16 protein-coding genes are annotated in these 24,374 nt (G+C 38.0%); 8 read left to right on the top strand and 8 right to left on the bottom strand.

Translation table 11 applies throughout. The features are described from left to right. Positions 1 to 35: 35 nt before the first annotated feature. From ACFQ1G_RS12360 to ACFQ1G_RS12370, 3 genes are all read right to left on the bottom strand, one after another. The gene (locus ACFQ1G_RS12360; protein WP_380739994.1) at positions 36 to 788 is read right to left on the bottom strand and encodes a restriction endonuclease; all 753 of its coding nucleotides are present in this window, start codon (positions 786 to 788) and stop codon (positions 36 to 38) included. Beyond that, complete coding sequence (locus ACFQ1G_RS12365) at positions 775 to 1,902, bottom strand: ParB N-terminal domain-containing protein (protein ID WP_380739996.1); 1,128 nt, start codon at positions 1,900 to 1,902, stop codon at positions 775 to 777. The genes ACFQ1G_RS12360 and ACFQ1G_RS12365 overlap by 14 nt, the downstream gene beginning before the upstream one ends. 406 nt (positions 1,903 to 2,308) lie before the next feature. Beyond that, positions 2,309 to 3,247: a YceI family protein gene (locus ACFQ1G_RS12370; RefSeq protein WP_380739998.1), complete on the bottom strand. Its 939-nt coding sequence runs from the start codon at positions 3,245 to 3,247 to the stop codon at positions 2,309 to 2,311. 310 nt (positions 3,248 to 3,557) lie between these two features. On the opposite strand from ACFQ1G_RS12370, the gene ACFQ1G_RS12375 reads away from it, so the two are divergent. From ACFQ1G_RS12375 to ACFQ1G_RS12405, 7 genes are all read left to right on the top strand, one after another. Then, positions 3,558 to 4,286 (top strand): hypothetical protein, encoded by a 729-nt coding sequence (locus tag ACFQ1G_RS12375; protein ID WP_380739999.1) that lies wholly within the window; start codon positions 3,558 to 3,560, stop codon positions 4,284 to 4,286. A gap of 364 nt (positions 4,287 to 4,650) precedes the next feature. Next, positions 4,651 to 6,447, top strand: a complete 1,797-nt coding sequence (locus ACFQ1G_RS12380) for an AMP-dependent synthetase/ligase (protein ID WP_380740001.1) — start codon at positions 4,651 to 4,653, stop codon at positions 6,445 to 6,447. Between the two features lie 211 nt (positions 6,448 to 6,658). Then, a complete protein-coding gene (locus tag ACFQ1G_RS12385) occupies positions 6,659 to 7,882 on the top strand; it encodes a GAF domain-containing sensor histidine kinase (protein WP_380740003.1) in 1,224 nt (407 codons plus the stop codon). A 279-nt stretch (positions 7,883 to 8,161) separates the two neighbouring features. After that, on the top strand, positions 8,162 to 8,878 hold the full coding sequence (locus ACFQ1G_RS12390) for a hypothetical protein (protein ID WP_380740004.1): 717 nt from the start codon (positions 8,162 to 8,164) through the stop codon (positions 8,876 to 8,878). 5 nt (positions 8,879 to 8,883) lie between these two features. Next, positions 8,884 to 11,628, top strand: coding sequence for a carboxypeptidase-like regulatory domain-containing protein (locus tag ACFQ1G_RS12395; protein ID WP_380740006.1), 2,745 nt, complete (start codon positions 8,884 to 8,886; stop codon positions 11,626 to 11,628). Between the two features lie 5 nt (positions 11,629 to 11,633). Then, positions 11,634 to 12,800, top strand: a complete 1,167-nt coding sequence (locus tag ACFQ1G_RS12400) for a DUF4249 domain-containing protein (protein ID WP_380740007.1) — start codon at positions 11,634 to 11,636, stop codon at positions 12,798 to 12,800. Positions 12,801 to 12,963: 163 nt separating this feature from the next. Continuing rightward, positions 12,964 to 14,481 (top strand): hypothetical protein, encoded by a 1,518-nt coding sequence (locus ACFQ1G_RS12405; RefSeq protein WP_380740009.1) that lies wholly within the window; start codon positions 12,964 to 12,966, stop codon positions 14,479 to 14,481. Between the two features lie 60 nt (positions 14,482 to 14,541). On the opposite strand, the gene ACFQ1G_RS12410 is transcribed toward ACFQ1G_RS12405, so the two are convergent. Continuing rightward, complete coding sequence (locus ACFQ1G_RS12410; protein WP_380740011.1) at positions 14,542 to 16,779, bottom strand: Na-K-Cl cotransporter; 2,238 nt, start codon at positions 16,777 to 16,779, stop codon at positions 14,542 to 14,544. Between the two features lie 152 nt (positions 16,780 to 16,931). Here ACFQ1G_RS12410 and ACFQ1G_RS12415 point away from each other — a divergent pair, with 152 nt between their 5' ends. Further along, positions 16,932 to 17,369: a hypothetical protein gene (locus tag ACFQ1G_RS12415; RefSeq protein WP_380740012.1), complete on the top strand. Its 438-nt coding sequence runs from the start codon at positions 16,932 to 16,934 to the stop codon at positions 17,367 to 17,369. Positions 17,370 to 17,432: 63 nt separating this feature from the next. Here ACFQ1G_RS12415 and ACFQ1G_RS12420 read toward each other — a convergent pair whose 3' ends face one another. The 4 genes from ACFQ1G_RS12420 to ACFQ1G_RS12435 all read right to left on the bottom strand — a co-directional run bounded on the left by ACFQ1G_RS12420 (position 17,433) and on the right by ACFQ1G_RS12435 (position 24,367). Beyond that, positions 17,433 to 18,845 (bottom strand): sugar porter family MFS transporter, encoded by a 1,413-nt coding sequence (locus ACFQ1G_RS12420; RefSeq protein ID WP_380740014.1) that lies wholly within the window; start codon positions 18,843 to 18,845, stop codon positions 17,433 to 17,435. Positions 18,846 to 19,057: 212 nt separating this feature from the next. Further along, the gene (locus ACFQ1G_RS12425) at positions 19,058 to 20,149 is read right to left on the bottom strand and encodes a formylglycine-generating enzyme family protein (RefSeq protein WP_380740016.1); all 1,092 of its coding nucleotides are present in this window, start codon (positions 20,147 to 20,149) and stop codon (positions 19,058 to 19,060) included. A 104-nt stretch (positions 20,150 to 20,253) separates the two neighbouring features. Further along, on the bottom strand, positions 20,254 to 22,524 hold the full coding sequence (gene bglX, locus ACFQ1G_RS12430) for a beta-glucosidase BglX (RefSeq protein ID WP_380740018.1): 2,271 nt from the start codon (positions 22,522 to 22,524) through the stop codon (positions 20,254 to 20,256). Positions 22,525 to 22,561: 37 nt separating this feature from the next. Next, positions 22,562 to 24,367 (bottom strand): family 43 glycosylhydrolase, encoded by a 1,806-nt coding sequence (locus ACFQ1G_RS12435; protein WP_380740020.1) that lies wholly within the window; start codon positions 24,365 to 24,367, stop codon positions 22,562 to 22,564. Between the last annotated feature and the right edge of the window lie 7 nt (positions 24,368 to 24,374).

Consider the following 24,374-nt stretch of genomic DNA (forward strand, 5'->3'; position numbering starts at 1 on the left):
TCCGGGTATTTGTGATGAACTGTTGTTGTGCCCAGTTAATGTAGTATTTCTATATTTTGAAGTTCCTTATCTACTTTTGATTTTATAAATCTGTCGTTTGTTTCTATGGATAAAGTTTTCTCCAGTATTGCTTTTTCCGTTAATAATATTAAATCCACAAAATCTAAGGAAATTATATCTGAATTATCACACAATTTTTGTGCTGGTGGAGAAAAGAAATATGAAGTTGCAAATAGACCTTCTATTGAAGTAAAGCTTCTCATAAATACACTTTTATAGACATCTTTGGTCTGGCTAAATTCTCTATTTCTAAGTAATAAAACCGATCCTGCAAAACCTCTTATTTCATTAATATTTACTAATGAATTATATTTTTTTGCTTGGCCAATGAGGTAGTTTTTTCTTTGTGAGTCAAATAGTTTAAATTTTTTTATGCCAATAAAATCAATTCCTTGATCATGTGATTGCTTAGTTGCATATGTTAGTTCGAAGTCAAACAATTTTATTAATAAGGCAGCAAATTTCTCAAAGTTATTTGCATTCAAGTCATTTATGTATTTGGCTATCTTCTGAACATTATCACTCTTATGAAGCTCAGATGTATTATAATCTATTTTTAAACCACAGTTCGGATATTTTGAAATATATGACTCAAATTGTATTGTTATATTTTGAACATCTAACTCATCCTCAACTCCATCTAAAAATAGAAAGTTGATTGTTTTATCTTTTCTTACTAATGCATCTACAATGGAAAGCCTTAATAATTCCGATTTAGTCGTCTTCATCTAGGATTCTATCTGAAATTCTTCGAATATTATTTAACGCAGTTTTATCTTCTATGTCAAGCTGTAGGGATGGTCCAAACTTTATATTCTTCAAAATCCTTTCCGCCCTTTTTATTTCTTTAGTAAATTTCTTTTTAGTAAATCCCTCGTTTTGTTCAACTGCTTCATGAATACTCCGGGAATCTTCCATCTTAACTAAGGATTCCTCATCGTCTATGATCTCATTCAATAACCTTATCTCTTTGTGGTTTACAATTATAGGATCCAATAATTCCCCATCATTAATTCCGGAATCTTCATCATCCTCAGGCGTTTCATAGTTTGGTGTGATCCACGTATAAAACCTTTTTAAATTTTCCTTATTTGTAAATTCTTTTTTTACTGAGTCCCATTCTAACCAATTTTTAACCTTCCTCTTGAGTAATACTTCTATGAAAATCATAAACCTATCGTGAGGATTAAACGATGGACTCACATCATAAGAAACATCGTCATTTATGAAATCTTGTATTGCGTGAAAAGCTTCAAGTTGTTGCTGAACTGATCTTTTATTCGAAACACCTAATTTATTTGCAATTTGAGCTATATTATAACCACTATCATGAAGTTCTGAAATTAATTTAGCTTGGTTATATCTGTCCCATTTTTTGTTACCACTAACATGTCGTAAGCCCATTAGAATTAGATATTCTTCTGGATTTTGATAGTCATATCTTACTACTTCAATCCCTTTATCTTCACCTTCCTCTTTTGAGAAAATATTATCATCAAGTTCCCCAATGTCGAACCCTTCTTCAAAGGATCTCTGTAAAACTTTCAAAGCAGCTACTCTTCTGTTACCTTCTATGACTACAAATCCTTTATCATCTTCCAATCTTCTTACAAGTATATTATCAACTTTTAAAAAGCCGTTGGATTTGAAGCTATCTATTAAATCTTTTACCTCAATATTATTTTTACCAGTGATAATATTAAAAGTTCGTTGTTGAAGGGCTTTCCCTGTAATTTTATCATCAGTTAAATCGGGAATTTCAGAGTATTGTGGTTTACTTCTTAATCTGTAATTATTTGGATCGAGATAAAGATTATCAAGTGTAATTTTTTCTGTGTTCATTTTTAAACTATAATTATTATCATTAATTGGGCACAACGTGTTATATAATCATCATTTGTATTGATTAACAGTTTCTACTTCCGGCTAAACCAAATAAAAGCTGTTCTTAATAAAAGGTACTTGCGGGAAACCGGCATTGGGGCTGCAAGAATGCGATCCGGTAGGGCAGAAGAGATGTTGCAGCTCGTTCAGTCGTAAATTTATTAATATTTTCTTAAAATTGGTGGATTCCTGTAAAGAAATCCGCCATGCAGACGGCAGAATGAAAAATGTCATTTTAGATGGTCTGCAGCTATTCTTTTAACCAGAAACAACAAAAAAAAGATCAAGGTTACCTCTTCCGAAGGAACTTTGATCTTTTCAAGATTGCCATGAATTTTGGGTGTACTAAATTATATTACGATCATTAACTTTTGGATAGAATAAAGTCAAAGTTGACTGTTACTTCATCTCCAACTTTTATAGTTCCAAGTAACATGACAGGCGGCTTCATATCAAAGTCTGTCATCTTTAATTTTTTGGAAACTGTGAGGTGCAAATCGCCATTTGGTAATTTTTTCCCAACTGCCGATATAGGAACCGATTTACTCACTCCGGCCATGTTCAATGTGCCATTGGCATCCATTTTAACAGCCTGGGAATCATTTGTTTTTACCGCGGCATTATTGAACGAATAAGTGATGTAAGGATATTTATCTGAATTAAAGGTTTCATAAGTTTTTTTATCCATTTTATCTCCTTTTTCACTTATTATACCCTTCACGGTAATTTTAATTTCTGCGTCTTTTACCAAGGTGACCACTTCGTCTTCTAATTGAAATGTACCCTTGCCTTCAATTTTAGTAATATTGGATTTCCACTCATGCAAGGAGGAAGTGCCCTGAACTGTTGCCTTTACAGATTTCATAGTAAAGGCGGCATTCACCGGTGCTGCCGGCTTTTCAACAACTGTTTCTTGAGGCTCATCAACAATTACCGGGGTTGGCTTATCAATCTCAACCGGTTTAGGCGAATCGACAGTTGTTTCGGGCTTAGCGACAACTGGTGATTCAGGCTTTTCTGTGGTTGTTTCTGGCTTAGCGACAACTGTTGTTTTAGGCTTTTCCGTTTTTGTTTCTTTCTCAGCAACTATTGGTTCAGGTTCATCGATGTTTGTTTCTATGGTGTCAATATCCTTTACATCAGAACTATCAAGATAAGCTTCTACTTGAGATGGGACGTCGGAAGTAGAAGACTCTATTTGAGTTTCTTCTGGGGTGTCATCCGTTTTAGGATTCTTGCACTGGACAAATACCATAGTTATTACCATAAAAAAGGCAATTTGTAATAGGGCATATTTTTTCATCACTTTATTATTTAGAGTGTTTAATTACAAAGGTTGGGTTCGCTATTTCTCCTTTAAATTTAAAGCTTTATCTGAAATTTCAGGGGTTTAGTAGATTTTAATTTCAGGACATATCAATGGTTGCAGTTGGATCATCCTGCAGGTTTTATAGGTAATTCAAAACCCTTTAGACCTTCCGGAGAAAACCATCACTTATGTTATTGGTGCCTTCAGGTTGTACCACTGCGAGGCAGATTGAAAGATCTCCTGAAATTTAGTATCTTCATCTGCTCTGCGTTGCCCCTGCCGTCGCAGCATCAAATCCCCCCGTATGAAAAATAGAATCTTGCTGGTCATGGTATTGACCTTGCTTCCCCTTCTTTCCATTGCCCAGCAACGTCAATTAATGGAAGCCAGGGTGGTAAACAATGACCGCGTGTTGGAAAACGTTCACATAAAGAATATTACTACCGGAGAATATACCCTCACCAACAAGAACGGAACTTTTCTCCTGCAGGCACAAGCGGGAGATACCCTGGTGCTGTCTCATGTTGCCATGAATGATCTCATCAGGATACTTGAAACCGATGAATTTTCAGATTTCAGAATGGAGGAAAGGGAGAATGAACTGGAAGAAGTCTCGGTAAGTGAGGTTTCTGAGATCAATGCTGTAAGTCTGGGAATAATTCAGAAAGAAATAAAACCCCTCACCACCAATGAAAGAAAACTGCATACCGCCGGCGATTTCAAATGGATCCATCTTCTAGGTATTCTGGGAGGCAGCCTGCAAATTGATCCCATTCTCAATGCCATTAACGGCCGTACCAAAAAGTTGAAGCGGAACATTACCATCGAAAAAAAGGTGAAAAATATCGCCTTTTTGGAAGGTTATGCCGATTATATGAAAAACAATATGGGCTTATCTGAAACTGACATGAGGAAACTGATTGCGCTGGCGGTCGAAGAAGGAGAGATTCAGGCTGTTATTGACAGCGGTAATGACGCGAGGGTCCAATTTTTTCTTCAGGATACCTGGATCAAATTCAGCGTTACGGAATAGGTGCCCCCGGAAGTTCAGACTTACAATACAACACCGATTCACGTTCGGGCTGTCATGCTGAGCCTGTTTTTCGCCCGCACTGAAAAGCTCTCAGAAATGGGGAGTTTTTTTGTTGCTGAAAATTTGTTAAATAGTTATTTTCGGAGGAGATGTTCCTTATTCACTAATCTAAATTTTAACTTTTCAGGAAGATAATCACAAATCTCTTTTCTGAAAGCAGTAATAGTAACCTGGATTCTTTCTCCCAAAGGCAGCTGGAATTTCATTGATTCAATCCCGTCTATTTAAAATATCACAACTCAATAAGCTGTATATTTGCAGTCTTAAAAACCGGGAAGTTCTATTTTAAAATTAACGACAGGGTATGGATAATAAGCACTTAGTAGAATCTATAAAAGAAAATTCTCAACGTTTTAAAAATAAGAATGCCTTCTACTATAAAGATAATGAGCTTAATAAATGGGAAGGTATTTCCTGGTTAGATTTCAACGATCGTGTAGAAAAGCTGTCGAAAGCACTTCTAGGCTTCGGGATATCTGAGCAACAAAACGTAGCTATCTTTTCTGAAAACATGCCCAATTGGATAATTGCAGATGTCGCAATTATGAGTATTAAAGCTGTAACTGTTCCTATTTATGCTACCAATTCTAAAAAAGAAGCTGAATACATTATAAATGATGCTGAGGTAAGCCTGCTTTTTGTGGGTGGTCAAAATGAGTATGATAAAGCGTACGAACTTTTGAATACCACTAAACATCTAAGGCTAATTGTAGCCTTAACTAAAACTATTAAGCTTCAGCCTTCAGAAAACTCTATGTATTTAGAAGATTTTGTAGCTGTTGAATCTACAAATCAGCTGGAAACAGAACTTCAGAAAAGATATTACGAGCGCGACTTAAATGATCTGGCAAGTATCATTTATACTTCAGGAACAACGGGCGAGCCAAAAGGGGTAATGCTGGATCATAATAATTTTGCAGCCTCCTTAAAGGCCCATGAATTTGAATTAGATATTTCAGATGATGATGTTTCCTTAAGTTTTTTGCCATTAAGTCATATTTACGAACGTAGCTGGGTCTTTTTCTGTTTATACCGTGGAGTGGAGGTCTACTTTAATCAGGACCCCAAAAAAATAGCCGATGTTTTAAAAGAAGTAAAACCTACGGTAATGTGTACCGTACCTCGTATTTTCGAAAAGATCTTTGCGGCAATTCAGGATAAAAGAAAAGAAGCCTCACCGGCCAAAATGAAATTAGCAAGCTGGGCCTTAGGTATTGGTAACAGGTATTACAACAAGCATAAGCGTTTAGAGAAAAAGGTGCCGTTAGCTTTGAAACTGAAGTATAAAATAGCTGATAAATTGGTACTGAGTAAATTGCGTGAAGTGTTTGGAGGTCAAATTAAATTCATGCCTTGCGGGGGTGCACCTTTGGCGCCCGATATGATCTCGTTCTTTCATTCATTCGGACTCAATATTAAATGCGGCTACGGCTTGACAGAGACTACCGCAACCGTCACCTTATTTGGCGATACGCAATTTGAATTTAATTCGGCAGGAAAACCTATTGCAGGTTCTCAAATTAAGATTGGTGATAATAACGAGATCCTGGTAAAAGGCCCCGGAGTGATGAAAGGCTATTATAAAAAGCCTGAAGCTACGGAGCATGTATTTAAAGACGGATGGTTTTGTACAGGTGATGCCGGAAAAATTGACGACAAAGGCAATCTTGTTATTACCGATAGGATTAAAGATCTAATGAAAACTTCCGGCGGAAAATATATTGCACCTCAGAAACTGGAAACTACCTTGATCAATGATTCATTTATAGAGCAAATCGCTGTAATTGGAGATCAGCAGAAATATGTTACCGCGCTAGCTGTCCCCAGTTTTGAGAATCTGAAAAAGTACGCCTTAGAGCATAAGATCACCTTTAAGGATATTGAAGAGTTGATCAATCATAATCAGGTCAAGAATCTGTTTGAAAAAAGATTTGAGGAGCTTCAAAAGGAGTTTTCAAAATTCGAAAAGATCAAAAAATTCACCTTACTGCCCAAAGAATTCAGCATAGAAGCAGGAGAAATAACTGCCACTTTAAAACTGAAGAGAAAAGTAATTCAGGAAAAGTACAAGGTCCTTATTGATAAAATGTATGCCGAATAACCGTTTTGACCGGTAGATAAAACAGTCCTGAATTAATTCAGTTTAATAACCTTACAGAACACCTTTTGAATGCCTTAAAATTGTTGAAGAAGGGATTGCATTTTGTGAAGAACAAAACAGCCCGTCAGAATAGAATTTGAAGACCAACGCCTCGGAAATATAGTTATTTTTAGCCTTACTTATTTTTTACCCAAATTATAAATAATAGACTGTGATAAAACCTACTATACCTGCCAATGAGATCGAAAGACTAAATGACCTTAGATCATATGACATTCTTGACACACTTCCGGAAAAAGAATTTGATGAGATCACATTTCTAGCATCTCAAATATGTGGTACGCCAATATCCCTTGTAAGTTTAATTGACGAAAACAGGCAGTGGTTTAAATCCCATCACGGTATTGAAGTCTCAGAAACTCCTAGAGAACAGTCCTTCTGTGGTCATGCTATAAATGATCCCGAAAATGTCATGATCGTTCCTGATTCAAGAAATGACGAACGTTTTCATGGTAACCCTTTGGTTTACAGGGATCCTAATATAATATTTTATGCCGGTATACCCCTGGTGTCGCCTAAAGGCAATGCTCTTGGGACATTATGTGTTATAGATAGTGTCCCAAGAGATTTAAATCAAACCCAGATAAAGGCTTTGAAAGCTCTGGGTAATCAATTGGGTAAATTACTTGAAAATAGAATTTCACTTGATAAACTGAACAGATCGGAACAAAAGTTAAAGGAAATTAATGCTACAAAAGATAAATTATTTTCGATAATTGGACACGATCTAAGAGGACCAATTGGCGGCCTTAAAACATTAACTGAAATATTGCTTTCTGATTTTGATCTTTCTGATACAAAAAAGATCAGGGATATTTTAAAGGTGATACAGACCTCTGCTAATTCTACCTATGATCTTTTAGAGAATCTTTTGACCTGGGCGAAATCACAACAAAATGACATCAAATTTGCTCCTCAGGAAATTCATCTGAATCCTATGGTCACTCAAACCGTTGAACTTTTTTCTGAATTGTCTAAAAATAAGGAAGTCATTATCAGTCCTGACATTTCGGAGAGTACATATGTTTTTGCAGATAAAAATATGCTGATGACGGTGTTGCGGAATTTAATCTCAAATGCCATTAAATTCTCGTCAAAGGGAGAGCTTATTCAAATTTTTTCTGAGAAAAGAGATGATGCTTTTATAATCACCGTAAAAGATCAAGGTACGGGAATAAAGGAGGAGGACAAGTCTAAAATTTTCACAAAAACCGAGCATTTTACTGCCTATGGAACCAATGGAGAAAAAGGTACCGGCTTAGGGTTAATGTTATGCCTGGAGTTCATTGAAAAACATGGAGGAAAAATATGGGTAGATAGTGAATTAGGAAAAGGGAGTGCTTTTAGTTTTACTCTGCCTTTAAAAGATGCTTAAGGATAAAGGCCGGTATTTGTCTTGAAGATCCTAATATCTTGAAAGGAAATTTACAAATGTCTCTCTTCACACTTCTCACATTTTTATCGCCTCTAAGGGCAATAACAGGCGACATTTTATTCCTCCAAAGTCTAATCGGGAACTCTTGATTGTTTCTTTTAAAAGAATATAACTGACTTATTAAAATTATTTTATCTTCACATAAATTTAACCTAATTTGTGCGTAGAATAAACACCCTGCTCTTGAAATGCTGATAAATTTTTTGAATACGATAGTAAGTGGGTAAAAAGCTGTTAATCTTTATATTTCTTCATATAAGCTATAGTGCTAGTTCGCAATTGGACGGTAGTGTACTGAGTTTTTATAGTGAAATGGATAAATTCCATCAAATCCAAAACCAAAGGATTGTTAATGGTGTTGAATATCGTGACCTATACAGAACAATAAATAATAAACATAGTTTTTTAAAAGGAAGAGATTTTCAAAAAGCATTGCTTTTCTATAACGATCAGTTATTTCCAGAAATATCCATTCGTTATGACTTTTTCCGAGATATAGTAGTGGCAAAAATTCAAATAGAAAATGGCCAGGTCTATATCATTCAACTGATCAATGATTTGTTAGAAAACTTTACTGTAGGTCAGCAAAAATTCATAAACGTCACTTTTGATAATAAGGTTTTTGAGAATGGATTTTATGAAATTCTGGCAAAATCTGATTGCGCCTCATTGTTGAAGAAGCGGAGGTTCAGACCTCTTGAGAAAAGAGATAAATCCTATATGTATTATGAATTCGAAGAAATTGATACACAGCGAATTATAAATATTTCAGGCAATTATATTAAAGCCTCAAAAAAGGAACTCATTGAAATGTTTCCAAAAAATAAGGGTGAAATAAAAGAGTTTTATAAAAAAAATCGCTCCTTAAGGAAATTAAATGAGGATAAATTTTATCAGGAGTTGACGATTATTTTAAGCAAAATAAGTTGCAGTTAAGGATTATGAGAAAATTTATATTGTGTTTCTTTCTTATTTTCCTTTTCTCAAAAGGAGTAGCCCAAAAACAAACAGGTATTGAAATCAGTTATCATAATAAAGATCTCAAAGAAGTTTTTCAATTAATATCCCAAAAAACTGGTTTCAAGTTTTATTATCTTAAAGACTGGCTTCCTGAAAAAGCTTTTTCAGCTACCTATTCAAATCAAACCATTGATCATATTCTCCAACAGCTTTTAAAAGACACTGTATTAAACTATTATATTCTCGATGAAAAAATTATTATCACTCAAAACAGTCTTGTATTTGATGAGTTTTTTCTAAAAGATACAACGTCTGTTACTCAATCTTTCCCATCTGAGGGTGATAAAAAACCAATATTTTACAATGAAAACACTTTTGATGAAGAAATAATTACCTATAAAATAGGTAAAGAAGACAATTCTTCTCGCAAAGATTTTTTTGAATTATCTGGAAAGGTTATGAATCGCGAAAACGGTTTTCCATTAAACAATGTAGCCGTAATTGTAGAAGGTGAGGATAAAGGTACATATACCAATATTGATGGAACCTATTCCATATCATTAGGGGCTGGGAGTCATCTTATCACAGCTAAATCACTTGGCAATGATGTTTTAACCAAAAGGGTTATTATTTACAATGATGGTAGCTTAAATTTTCAATTGAAGGAGAATTTCATGGAATTGTCTGAGGTTGTAGTCGATATGAAATCTGACAGAAATATTAAGGATGCATTTACAGGGGTTTCCCAAATTGATGTTCAAAGTATAAAAACCATGCCCCTTGTTCTTGGTGAACGTGATTTGCTAAAAGCTGCCACAACACTTCCCGGAATATCAAAAGCAGGAGAAGGAGCTCTAGGCTTTAACATTCGTGGCGGAAGAGAAGATCAAAACCTGATTCTTCTTGATCAAGGTATAATCTATAATCCCAATCACTTCTTTGGGATTTTTTCTGCAATTAATCCATTTACTACCGGAGGAATTGAGATTTACAAAGGTAATATTCCTGCAAGGTATGGTGGTAGACTTTCATCGGTTTTTGATATTCGAACTAAAAAAGGAAATACACAAGAATTAGCGGGTGAAGGCTCAATTGGTCCGGTGACTGGGAATTTAGCGTTAGAAATTCCGATAAAAAAGGATAAATCGTCTTTAATTTTATCAGGAAGAGCAACATATAGTGATTGGATTTTAAAAAGTTTGGATGAAAAATCCTTAAGTAACAGTGAGGCTTCTTTTTATGATGTTCTTGCAAATTACACCCATCAAATCGATGAAAAAAGTGATGTAAGTGTTACCGGCTATTATAGTAGTGATAAATTCAGTATTACTTCAGACTCATTATATTCTTATCAGAACAGAATGTTTTCCGGAACCTATTCGCGCAAATTAAATGAAGATCTTGAAAGCTCAATAAATGTATCCAATAGCGATTATGCTTTTGACATAAGGTATGAAAGCCAGTTTAGCGATAATTTTTTAAATAGTTTTAGAATAAATGACACCAAATTACGTCTGGATTTTGAACATGATATTAGTAGTGCCCATAACCTGAATTATGGCATGTCTACAAAGTTATATGTTATCGAGCCAGGTAAACTTGAGCCATTGGGACAAGAATCAAGCATAGAGGCCAAATATTTAAATAAGGAGAAAGGTATCGAATCTGGCATATACTTCTCTGACGAATATAATATGTCTGAAGATTTACTGCTGAATGCAGGACTACGGTTTTCAATGTTCAACGTATTAGGCCCGGATTTGGTTAATCATTATGCAACTGGAGAGCCCAAAACAGATAACAGTGTTATTGCAACCTCTAGTTTTGATAACAACGAATTCATTAAGACATATTCAGGATTAGAATACAGGTTTGCAGCAAGGTATAAGTTTGCTGATGATTTTTCTTTAAAAGGGGGATATAACAGTATGATGCAATATATTCATACTTTGTCCAATAACACTTTGGTTTCTCCTACTGATATCTATAAACTTTCAGACACTCATATTAAACCACAAAAAGCTCAGCAGTTTTCTTTGGGGCTTTTTAAAAATTTTAATGATAACCAATATGAAATTAGCCTGGAAGGTTATTTCAAATTGACAGATAATTTAATTGATTTTAAGACAGGGGCAGCTTTATTCTTAAATGAATTTATTGAGACCGAAACAATTCCTGGAAATGGTCAATCATATGGTGGTGAATTTTTGTTAAAGAAAAACTCTGGAGATCTGAATGGTTGGCTGAGCTATACTTATTCAAGATCGTTCATCAAATTAGACAGCGAGTTCCAGAGTCGACGTGTCAATATGGGTGAATTTTTTCCATCTAATTTTGACAAACCTCATGATTTTAGTGCCGTCTTAAATTATAAAATAACTAAGCGATTTAGTTTCTCTGCTAATTTTTTATACCAAACTGGAAGGCCTGTTACCTACCCTATAGGTAAGTATGAGTATAATAATTCAGAATATGTTGTTTACAGTGATAGAAATAAATTTCGAATACCTGATTATTACCGTCTTGATCTGAGTTTTAACGCTGAAGGAAATCATAAAATTGAAAAACTGGCACATAGTTTCTGGAGTATCTCCATTTATAATGTTTTAGGTAGAAATAATCCTTTTTCAGTTTATTTTGTCACCAAGGATGGACAAATAGAAGCGTATCAAAGCTCGATTTTTGCCGTACCGGTACCAACGATCACATATAATTTTAAATTCTAAGATTCTTGAAAATAAGATTTCCATTTAAATCCAATTTCATTCTGTTCATCCTGGGAGTGCTTATCATTTCCTGTACTGAGGAGATTCCTCTAAAGTCAGAAAATTTTGAAAGTATTCTTGTTGTAGAAGGAATAATTACAAACCAAGAAAAGTATCAGGAAATTAAACTTAGCAGGAGTTATAAGTTAGAAGAGAATGGTCCTTCCCCTGTTTCTAATGCAATTGTGAGGATCGTGTCCGAAAGTGGGAAAATTTTCAATTTTATTGAAGATTCTTCAGGCCAATATCGTTCCGAAAAACCATTTCGTACTTTAACAAATGAATCTTATGTACTTGAAATCGAGACCAATAACGGCAATTATTCTTCGTCTTCAGTGAAGGCCGTTGAAGAAACTAAAATCGAAAATATTCGTTCCATAAAAAGTACCATTCGTGGTGAAGATGGTGTAGCCATTTTAGTCAGCAGTGCTGATGAAAGCAGTAATAATTATTATAAATATGAATATGAGGAGACATATAAGATCGTTTCCTATTACAAAAAAGATCTGGATCTTATTATCAATGAAGAGGGGGAGTTTGAGGTTGTACCAAAAGCCAGGGAAGAAACTATTTGTTACAATACAGAAAAGAGTAGGAGTCTCGTTCTCTCCAGTACCGAAAATTTGGAACAAACAAGTCTCAGTAATTATTTAGTAACATTTATTCCTAAGACTGATTCTAAACTTGCCCATCGCTACAGTATTCTGGTCAAACAATTACGTCTAAATCCTGATATTTTTGACATCTATCAGACCCTTAAAAATTTGTCTGAGTCAGATAACCTGTTCTCTCAATACCAACCGGGGTTTTTGAATGGGAATATTTTTTCAGAAACTAATGAAAATGAGAAAGTGATCGGCATTTTTACTACCGCTGCTGTGGATTCAAAGCGGCTATTTTTTAGTTATACGGATTATTTTGATACTATAACAGATCCTAGACCTGACCACTATGGGCCGTGTGCCCTAGAATATTATACATTACCAGATGACCTTTTAAGAGAAGCAATATTAAATAATCAAGTAGAACTTTTCTATGAAGATCCTCCGGGTAACTTTGTAGTAATTGACCCTAGATGTGTTGATTGCAATTATTTTGGCACGAATATAAAACCAGATTTTTGGGAAGAGTAATATGAATAGAATTATAGTAAACTTTTTGATTTTATTTATTGGTGCCTATCATATTGGATATAGCCAGGTCCCAATCATCGAGAATCCTGAACAATACCAAGAGCAGGCATATATTCATTACAATTCTAATTTTTTAATGCCGGGTGAAAGATTATTTTACAGATTGTATATTCAAAATAAATCCGACTCGAAGGCAACTAATTTGAGTAAAATAGGCCGGGTTATTTTAATAGACTCAAATAATAAAATGGTATTAAACCACTTATTAAATCTGGAAAACGGATCGGCATATTCAGACTTTTTGATTCCATCCGATATAAAAACCGGTACTTATAAATTAATTGGATACACCAGATGGATGGAAAATTATGGCAACCTTGGAGTTTATGAATCTGACATATATATTTTAAATCCGTTCAACACTAAAATTGATTTTAAAAAATCTTCTAATCAGATTCAAAACCAAACTTTTCATAAAAATAGGCAATTGCATTCCGGCATAGAACTAAAATTATCTAAGGACCAGTTTGCACCACGAACAAAAGGAGTATTAACCATTAATGGTATAGAAGCCGAAAGTTTGAACAGGGTGTCGGTATCTATTAGGCAGAAAGATAATTCAACTCTTAACGTCTCGAAGAATGTTAATTCTATTCGAGATAATAATAGTAAAATCAATTTTTCGTTTAAAAACTCACCTGAATATCGGGGAAGAACCTTTTCGGGAAGAATATTGGATAGTTCCGGAAATCGGGCAAATGAAAGGTATAAAATTTTTTACTCAGTACCGGGAAGAACAGATCAATTTCGTGTTTTCCAAAGTGAAGAAGATGGCTCTTTTAATTTTCAAATTGCAAGTCCTATTGATTATTCTGAAATATTCCTGACAGCGGCCAGCAGGAATTTAAATAACCCGATGATCACATTGGATACCTTAAAATATAACTTTGAAGGGGTTGAAAGGGGGCAATTGGATTTTTCAGCCTTGAATCCTAAAACTCTCCGCGATAAAGCCATTCACATTCAAATTGAAAATTACTTCAAAGAAGTAAAAAAAGATTCTATACTTCCAGTTAAGCCTAGACCGATTTTTTACGGAAATAATCCAATAATTTATAATCTTGACGATTATACAAGATTTGAAACTATGGATGAAACTTTTACCGAAATCATTCAGTTTGTTTCCTTTAGATCTAAAAGGAAATCACCAAGGCTGGTAATTCAGGATTATTCGGCTCAGAATACTCTGGAGGGCATTCCTTTGGTTCTTCTTGATGGCCAGCCAATAAACGCACATGAAAAGATTTTTAATCTCGACCCTGAAACTGTATCCGAAATAAGAATTGTTCGGGATAAATATTTTTATGGACCTTCTTTTTATCAAGGTGTCGTAGACATAAGATCTAAAGGCACACCAGAAGTGGTATTTCCATTACAAAACAGTTATAAGGTTCAACCTGCGGAGCTTCAAAAATTATATTTCCATCCTAATTACGAAACCTCAGAAAACTCCAATGTTCCAGACTTCAGGTATCAGCTGTTATGGATTCCAGAACTGGAAAACTCTAAAATTGAATTCTATACTTCAGATATTACAGGGAATTTTGATATTCGACTTGAAGGTTTTGATGAAAATGGAAAATTCTTCTCTGTATCTAAAAGTTTTGAGGTTGTAGAATAGTTCAAATAGATATACTCTCCGATTTTATTTACTAATAGAGCCTATGAGAAGTTATGTTTTCTAATCGCTCATAAAGGTTTCCTGTTGCATAAGTACTTCGCTGAAGGAGATCTCTTCGGCAGCCAGTACCAGGAGGGTAGTAGGTAGGTTGTGGATGCGTTGTTGAAGGTTTTCGTAATATGTTCTGAAATTATCATTTGGCATTGCCATTCCCAGCAAAATAAGGTCTGCTTTTTGAGAAGAACGGTGAAGGATCTCATCAAAAGATCTTCCATTTGAAACAATCACTTCCAGTTCGGCCCCGGTTCGCAGGTTTTTCAGGATACCTTCCATGTTTTTACGGGTTTCTCCCGCTGCTTTTTCATTACCTACAACCATTTTAATGGTTATTTCGGTATCATGCCAGGTACGGCTGTTCTTGAGTAAATAGGAGATGATCATCATTAATCCGCCGTTTCCTTTTAGTCCGCCCCACCAGACATCGATCTTTTTGCGATTTCCAAAGACTGGATTATTATTAGCCCGAACTATGATCACATTGCGTTCCATGCTATGGAATTTCGTGATCATACCGCAATACTTTTCTCTTACGGAGTCTTCTTCACTGTCCCCTAAAATTACGGTATTGGGAACCAGTGGTCCTAAACCATAAGATTTCACCAGTTCTTCTGAACCTGAAAAGGGATCTTTAGAGGAGATCACACGTACCAGACCCTGCATGCCTCGTTTTAGCAGGAACTCATGGATGTTGTATTCCATTCTCTTTCGTTGGGTACCGGTCACATCTTTTCCCTGTAATACGGTAGCCACGGTAAGGATACCTCTATTATGTGTGATGGCAGAAGCAAGATCAATAAGATGCCATCGTCGGGTGGGAGCTCCCGAAAGAACAATTGGATTTGGACGCCAGTTCTTGATCTCTTTTTCCTGACCTAAGTTCAGTAGACCTTTTCTTATTACTGCCAGCCACAAGCCTCGTCTGACCCCGCCCCAGGTAGTTTTCAATTCTCTATTCTGAAGCCAAAAGAAAATTACTCCTACAAATACAAAAGCAACGGCCGTAGCTGTAGCGTTGATAAGGAACATTACGGCCATACAGCCCAAGGTTCCTAAAATGGAAAATATCCAGTGGACTTTAAATTCCGGTCTGAAGGACGGACTCTTTAATAAGCTTTCAATCCCTGCAGAGGCATTGAGCACACCATATGTCGTCAAAAAGAACATCGTTAAGATTGGAGCGATGATATTTAAATTTCCGAAGTAGACCGCTACCAAAGCCAATCCCAGTGTAAATATGGTGCCATTGCGAGGTGCGTCTTCCTGTCCGCTACCACGACCCAGCCAATCGAGTTTCTGAGGTAAAACACGGTCTCTCGCCAGGGCCTGTAAAACCCGTGGTGCTCCAAGAATACTTCCGAGGGCACTGGAAAGCGTAGCTCCCCAAACCCCTATAATGATAGCGTCTCCCCAATATGCTATTTTACGCATGATCATTGGGTCCTCGATGAGGGTCGAAGCGTCTGCACGGGTAGCAAGGATCACGGGTAAAGTCATATAAATAAGGTATCCTACACCTACAGCTGCGAGTGTACCTTTAGGGATCGATTTAGCAGGATCCTTCAGGTCTCCAGACATGTTTACACCGGCCATAATTCCGGTAACTGCCGGGAAGAAAACCGCGAAGACGACCCAAAATCCTTCTGAATTACTGTCAACGGTTCCCCACATTTCAATGTCGGTTTCCTCCAGAGGCCTTCCGAAGAGAAGTGAAAGAAGAGACAACCCAATTCCAACCATTATAAAATACTGGGCCCGTATGGCGGTCTTAGCCGATATGAGAGCCAGAATGGTAATGCCAAGGGTTGTTAACAGCCCTACTAATTTAAAATTGAGATTTGGAAAAACATTCACGACACTTTCAGCAAAACCAACAGTGTATAATGCAATAGAAAGAGCCTGGGCCAGGTATAAAGGGATTCCTATCGCTCCTCCGGCTTCAATGCCCAGGGAACGGCTGATCATATAATACGCACCTCCGGTTCTTACGCGTTTATCTGTGGCAATTGAAGATATAGAAAGGGCTGTAAGAAAAGTAATAGAGACAGAAAGAGTGACAATTAGAAAAGTACCAAGTAACCCGACATTTCCTACTACCCAGCCAAAACGAAGGTACATGATAACACCCAGTATGGTCAATATGGAAGGAGTGAAAACACCTCCAAATGTCCCCAGTCCTGTTACATTTTTTTCAATTACAGAAGATTGCGCGGGTAATAATTTTTTAAAAGGGTTGTTCAATGCTGGTACTGTAAACTGCCTGTAGGGTGATTAATAATCCTTTTCAGGACATGAATTTAATGATAATAATTGGTTCAAAAGAATATGAGGGGCCAAGTATATTATGGAAGAGACGGATTTCTTCTTAAATTAGAGGTGTAAATTTATTGATTATGAACGATCAACGATTAGGAATTTCGATCTTAAGCGGAATAGGGATGTTAGCTGCTTTTATGCCCTGGGTAAAAATGCCGATTCTGGGATATTCAATTGGAATAGATCATTCTGGTTGGATCACCTTGGCGATTTTATCCATACCCTTTATCCTTTCTTTCATGGGTAAGCGATCGGTTCCGTTAGAAGGATTAAAGCTTTACATTTCTCTTGCAGCTGCAATACTTGCGGCCGGTATCGGGATCTGGGAGATCATAGATCTTGATTCGGGCATTCTTTCTTCTGTGGAGTACGGACTTTACTTATTAGTGCTGGCTGCAACAGTAATTCCGTTGGCGGCATTTGTATTGGGTAATAATCGGCCTGATCCCACCTCAGGGAGCCGGAAGGAAAAAAGCGATGAAATGACTATGAAAAAAGCCGGCGCACCAGATTAAAACAACTTTAAAAAAACAACAGCCCGGCTTAAGGCCGGGCTGTTCTGTTTAGATTAAATTTTCTTAGTTAGCTTTTACTTCTTCAGGGATGTCCCACATATCTTCCAGTTCCTCCAGGGATTTCCCTTTAGTTTCAGGAATAAACTTGATGGTGAACAGGATGATGATCAGGATAAAACCTGAAAAGATGAAATAAGGAAGAGATCCGCTCCAGAATTCTCCCATATTAGCTTCACTTTCGGCAACCATCGGGAAGGTTTGAGTAACCAGATAGTTTGCGGCCCATTGTGCTGCTACTGCGATGGACATTGCTATACTTCGGATGTTATTCGGGAACATTTCTGAAAGGATCACCCAAACTACAGGTCCCATAGACATTGCGAAAGACGCGATAAATACTAAAACTCCAATTAGGGATAACAAACCTACAGACCCCGTCATTAAGGTAGATCCTAAAAGGACGAATCCGGTGATCATTCCTACGGAACCTATGTAAAGTAATGGTTTTCTTCCGAAGCGGTCAACGGTCGCCATCGCTACAAAGGTAAAGATGAGGTTTACAGCAGCCAGTAAGACTTGCTGCTCCAGGATGTCATCTTTTCCGAAGCCAAGTGCCTGTTCAAAGATATCTGCTCCGTAATAAAGTACGGCGTTGATCCCTGTGAACTGTTGCAAGGCGGAAAGTACAGTACCAATTACAATGATCGAGAAAATTCCTTTGGCGAAAATGCTAACTTTTACCTTAGATTTTTCTTTTTCGATGGAATTCTCGATCTCTTTAAATTCAATTTTGGCCATTTCATCCCCGTGAATACGCTTCAAAACTGAAAGTGCTTGAGGATTTTCACCGTTTAAAGCCAACCATCTCGGACTCTTCGGAACAAAGAATAACAAGATCAGGAACAACAAACTAGGGATCAATTCAGACCATAGCATAAGTCTCCATCCTCTTTCAATGTTTTCAGCTTCGGTCGCTGAATTTCCAATAAAATAGGTCGCGAGGAATACTACAAAGAAACCGATAACTATGGCAAGCTGGTAATAAGTTACCAGAGTTCCCCTGATCTTGGCCGGCGCTATCTCAGCAATATAAGTTGGCGCATTCATAGAAGCAATACCGATCCCAAGTCCTCCTAATATTCGGAAGACCACCAATAGGGAAACTGATTGTGGCAAAAATTCCGGTAAACCAGAGCCCCATGCCGAAACAGAGAATAAAATGGCAGAAACAATAAGTGAATATTTTCGACCAGCTGCTTTACTTAACGGGCCGGCTATGATCGCACCAAAAAAACATCCGATGAGGGCACTCCCGACAACCCAGCCTTTCATTCCTGCATCCAGGTCAAAATGCTGGCTAAAATAGTATTGAGATCCATTGATAACTCCGGTATCGTATCCAAAAAGTAAACCGCCCAGAGCTGATACAGCGGTTATTAAATAGAGGTAAGATTTATTTTTCATGATGGTTTTCAAAATTTGGTGTAAGGTAATATGTTTTAGAAAATATTAAGAGTGTTTAAGAATGGATATTATCAATTTAATTGATAAAACAGTGAAGGAAACCTCACTTAAGGTGAGCTACAAAAGTGGTAATTAGTTAACACTCCTGGAGTGATTACAATCATTTTTCTCAATTTCTTCTAATGCTTTATTATTACTAAATAATGGTCTCGTTATGACCTTGACTATTTTTTCTTATTTCTCAACATTTCCGGAGTTGCTACCGTTCTAAATCCTAAATGTTCATGAGAGGAGTCGAGGGATGTTTGCATCCTTGCCGAGATCCTGAAACTTGAACAATAGGAGGCGTGACATAAATAAGATCCCCCTTTGATGACTTTTTCGGGAACCTGAGGGTTATGTGGATTATATGGTCTTTTTGCTCCTTTCGGATTAATTAGCAGTCCGTTGGCTTGTGCTTCTTTATAGTAATTCACATTGTACCAGTCGCTGGTAAATTCCCAGACATTTCCGGCCATGTCGTACAGTCCAAAATCATTGGGAGGGAAGGACTTTCCAGGAGCGGCTTTTCCAAACCCATCGTCCAAGACATTTTCTATAGGGAATTCTCCGTTCCAGGTGTTGGCCATTTCACTGAGTTTTGAAACATCGCTTCCCCAGAAGAAAACTTCATCTTTCTTGCCCGCTCTAGCCGCATACTCCCATTCTGCTTCTGTAGGGAGTCGTCGTTCTGCCCATTCTGCATAAGCCATGGCATCTTCATAGGCCACATGTACCACCGGATGATCTTCTTTTCCTTCTATACTGCTTCCCGGTCCCTGAGGGTGTTTCCAGCTGGCCGCGATCTTCCATTCCCACCATTGTGAAAAGTCATACAGATTTCGAACTTTTTGTGCGGGTTTTTTAAAGATCAAAGATCCGGGTTGTAATAGGGAGTCGGGAGGTTTAGGAGTACCGGGCGGCACCTGTTTCTTTATTTCTTCCCAGCTTACTTCTCTTTCGGCTACGGTTACATAGCCGGTAGCTTCAATGAATTCTTTGAATTCAGCGTTGGTCACTTCGGTTTCGTCCATAAAAAAGCCGTCTATCTTCACTGGGTGTGCCGGTTTCTCGTGGTTCATCGCCATAGAATCACGGGCCACTGCACCCTGCATGAACTTTCCACCCGGTATCCACACCATGCCTTCAGGGGTTTTTATCCCTTCCGGTTTTTCGGTTAGGACTTCTGGTTCGGGTGGAGCCTGTTCTTTTTCCTGTTTACATGATATGAGCAGGACAACCGAGCTTAAAAAAAAGTATTTTAAGGGCGTCTTCATAAAGTGTATTTCGTCTGAACTTGTTTGTGGTTGAAAGATCTTCCTGAGCACTTGAAAAAGGTGGTCAGGAAGATCAGTGTTATGATAAAAATGTTCTTGACGCCTTATTCGGTTAATTTAAAGGAACCGGTCATCTTATTGTCTGAACTTCCACCAATAAAGAATTCGAATTCTCCCGGTTCGTAAACATATTCAAGCTGGCCGTTGTAGAATTTAAGATCATCGGCAGTCAGGGTAAAAGAAACCTGTTTCGATTCCCCTTTTTTAAGAGCTATCTTTTTAAAGCCTGCCAGTTGTTTTTTAGGCGGCGTAATGCTTCTTACCTTATCATGAATATAAAGTTGTACCACTTCACTTCCGTCAAAATTACCTGTATTGGTAATAGTCGCTGTGAAGGTGATTTCCTCCCCGGGTTTGAACGACTCCTTGTCAGCTTTAACATCAGAATATTCAAAATCTGTATAACTTAACCCATAACCGAATGGGAATAACGGAGTGTTTGGAGAATCCAGGTAATGAGATTTAAATTTGTCAAAGTGGTCTTCAGGAGCGGGTCTTCCGGTATTTCTGGCACTGTAATAAATTGGAATTTGCCCAACATTGCGTGGCCATGTTGCGGTTAATTTTCCGGAAGGGTTATGTTCTCCAAAAATGACATCTGCGATCGCGTTTCCGGCTTCAATTCCCGGGTGCCATACCTGAAGAATGCTAACAGGAAGTTCCATTTCTTCGGAAATATTCAATGGTCTTCCGCTCATTAATACCAGTACTACCGGCTTTTTGGTTGCTACGAGTTCCCTGATCAGTTTCTTTTGACTCTCGGGAATGCGAATATCTGTGCGGCTTGCCGCCTCTCCGCTCATTTCGGAAGCTTCTCCCACTACAGCTACAATAACATCTGCAGCCTTGGCCACTTTTAATGCATCCTGTAATAATTCTTCTGAAGATTCTTTTGAGATTTCGATACGAGATCCGAATACATTCACTTTTTTAGCAAAAATGGTGTCATCACTAATATTTGCTCCTTTTGCATAAGTAATTTTAGCATCTGGGGCTACATTTTTAAATCCTTCAAGAACCGGGATCGAAAGTTTATAGTCTCCGGTCGGCGCCCAGGTGCCAAGCATGTTAGTTTGGTTATTGGCCAGCGGGCCTATTAGGGCAATTTTCGAAGTCTTATCTAACGGAAGGATGCTGTTGTGTTTTTTAAGAAGCACAAAAGATCGTGTCGCTAATTTACGTGCAAAAGCACGGTGTTCTTTTGTAAGAATGTCTTTCGATGGCCTTTTTTCGTCTGAATATCTGTAAGGATCCTCCAGTAATCCCAGTTTATATTTGGCCTCAAGGATTCTTCTGGCTGCTTTTGTGATCTGTTCTTCGGAAACTTTTCCTTCTTCTACAGATTTCTTCAAAGTGGTTAAAAATCCTTCTCCCACCATGTCCATATCCAGGCCGGCATTGATTGCCAGAGCTGAAACGTCCTGCAGATCACCCATTCCATGTTTGATCATTTCGTTTACCGAAGTATAATCTGAAACTACAAATCCACCAAATCCCCACCTTTCACGCAGCAGGTCGGTCAATAACCACTTATTTCCTGAAGCCGGTACTCCGTCCACATCATTGAAAGAAGTCATTACACTTCCTACCCCGGCATCAACTGCTGCTTTGTAAGGAGGCAGGTATTCATTGAACATCTTGAGGCGGCTCATATCAACATGGTTGTAATCACGACCTGCTTCGGGCGCCCCGTATAGAGCCATATGCTTTACCGTCGCCATCATAGTGTGTGGTTGAGTCAGATCTTCTCCCTGGTATCCTTCCACCATGGCCTTCGCGATAGCCGATCCTAAAAAAGGATCTTCTCCGGCTCCTTCCGCGAAACGTCCCCAGCGAGGGTCACGGGAAATGTCTACCATAGGAGAAAAATTCCAGTTTATTCCGTCGGCAGTGGCTTCTTTGGCGGCTATCTGCGCAGACTTTTTAATTAATTCCAAATCCCAGCTGGCTGAAGTTCCAAGAGGGATCGGAAAAGTAGTTCTATACCCATGAATAACATCAGATCCAATAAGAAGTGGGATTCCCAGTCGGGAATTTTTAACTGCTAATTCCTGTGCCTGTCTAACCTTTTCGGGGCTGGAAACTCCGAAGACCCCTCCAACGTCACCTGCCTTTATTTTGGCTTCTACGTCTTCACTCACCACAGAGCCGGTGGCCACGCCTCCGCCAGGTGTTAATAGGTTTAGTTGTCCTATCTTTTCCTCTAGGGTCATTTTGGCAAGCAATTCTTCTACCTGCGGAATCTTTTCCTGTGCCTGAAGACATGAAAGTCCCATAAAAAACAGGAATACGACTGACAGATTAATATTTCTCATCTTGTTTACACTTTAAAAATTGATAATTGTCTTTTCTTTATTTCACTTCCACAATCTCAGTTCTTTCCGAGATCCCATTTTCACTAAATGCTTCAATACTGAAGTAGTATTTTGTATCGCGGTCCAGGTTGCGCATAAAATGTTCATTTACATCGTATATTAACCAGGACTGGTATAATTTATCAGGTGCGATACCCCAGCGGATATTGTAGCCCTGGGCTCCTATCACCGGTTCCCACTTAAAGGAAGCGTCTCTTCTGTCTTCCTGACGTGAAACTTTGAATTTCTTAACCTTTGCAGGTTTCTTGCCAAATCCTTTGCCAAATACCCTGATTTCTGATAGTGCCAGGTTATTCCCCGGTACTTCCACGTTATTGTAGCGTACGTATTTGGCTTTTACAGGTTGATTCAGGGGAATGTAGGCATTCGGCGCATCCTCAAAACTATTACTTCTGTCTACAACCTTTTTCCACTGTTTGCCATCCTCTGATACCTCCAGGGTAAAGCGGTGTCTTAAGCCGTCGGTACGGGTATAGATACCTGACTCCTGATCATGAAAATTCAATTGAAAAGCATAGATATTTCCTGGAGCCAGCATTTCGATCTTAATCCATTGTTTGTCATCATTGGCTTCAGCAACCCAGAAGGACTTCGGACTTTCGTCGGTTAACAATTTAGAGATAATTTCACCTTCGCTGTTTTTTTCAAGTGGCATTTCAGTGATGTCATAATCGTCATCTGTGGAAGTACTTTTCCTGATCTGCATTTGCGAAGAGGAGACTGTTGCTTTGCCTTTGTAAGAAAGCAGCATCCAGCCAGTATGCTGGCCCGCCTTTGTTGGATGATCCGGTCCAAACAGCGGGTAATCCCCGTAGCTGGTGTTCGTATACATTAAACCTTCCTCATCAAAATAAGTAGGGAACATGGCCAGGCGACGTTCCCAGTGAGAGTTGGAAGCCAGCGCCATAGTGGCAAAGTGCCAGTACTGCCCATTGGTTTGTTTCATTGTGATCCCATGACCGGCTCCGTTGGTAAAACCGCCCGGCTTGAAACTATAGGGGTTGTTTTTCATGTATTTGAACGGACCTAAGGGCGTTTCCCCAACGTAGGCAGCATCTGCATACACATTGAATTGAGTACCTGGTGCCGCATACTGCAAATAGTATTTGCCGTCATGTTTGGTCATTGACGCACCCTCCATGTATCCTTCCTTTAAAGTGGGGTGGAAATTATTTTCACCAAAACGTTCCCAGCCGTGTTCTTCTTCTACCAGATTGATCAATTCTTTTTCTACCCCGGTTTCAAGAAATCGGTCGTCTTTATCCAGCATTTTCACCCGAAGGGGATGTATGTTCGACGAGCCCCAATACAGGTATGTTTTCCCGTCATCATCAATAAATAATTCCGAATCCTGAATATTATTAGAGATTGAAGCTGTAGGAGTCCATTTACCGCTTTTAGGATCATCGGTGTAAAGAATACTCCCATAACCCGCGGGATCTCCAGCAAAGTATACCAACGAATCTTTATAATTGAAAGCGGTTGGCGCGTTTGACCCCTCAAAAAACCACTGCTTTGGTTTGATGAATTCCCAATTGATCAGATCGGTAGAATGCCAGTATCCAAATGAACGGGTGACAAACATGTAGTATTCGCCACGGAATTCGATTACCGCAGGATCTGCACCGGAACGGTAAGAAATATTCCTGCTTGAATTATAAACCATATAGGTATAATCAATATCCAGAGGATTGATATAAGTTTCTGGCACCACTTTCTGTGAGTGAACAATGACGCTAAATAGTATAGCTGTTGCTGTGAGTATATATTTAAAACCTTTCATTTAATCG

Origin of the sequence: Salinimicrobium gaetbulicola, from assembly GCF_042676025.1 — a bacterium.
Classification (GTDB): Bacteria; Bacteroidota; Bacteroidia; order Flavobacteriales; family Flavobacteriaceae; genus Salinimicrobium; species Salinimicrobium gaetbulicola.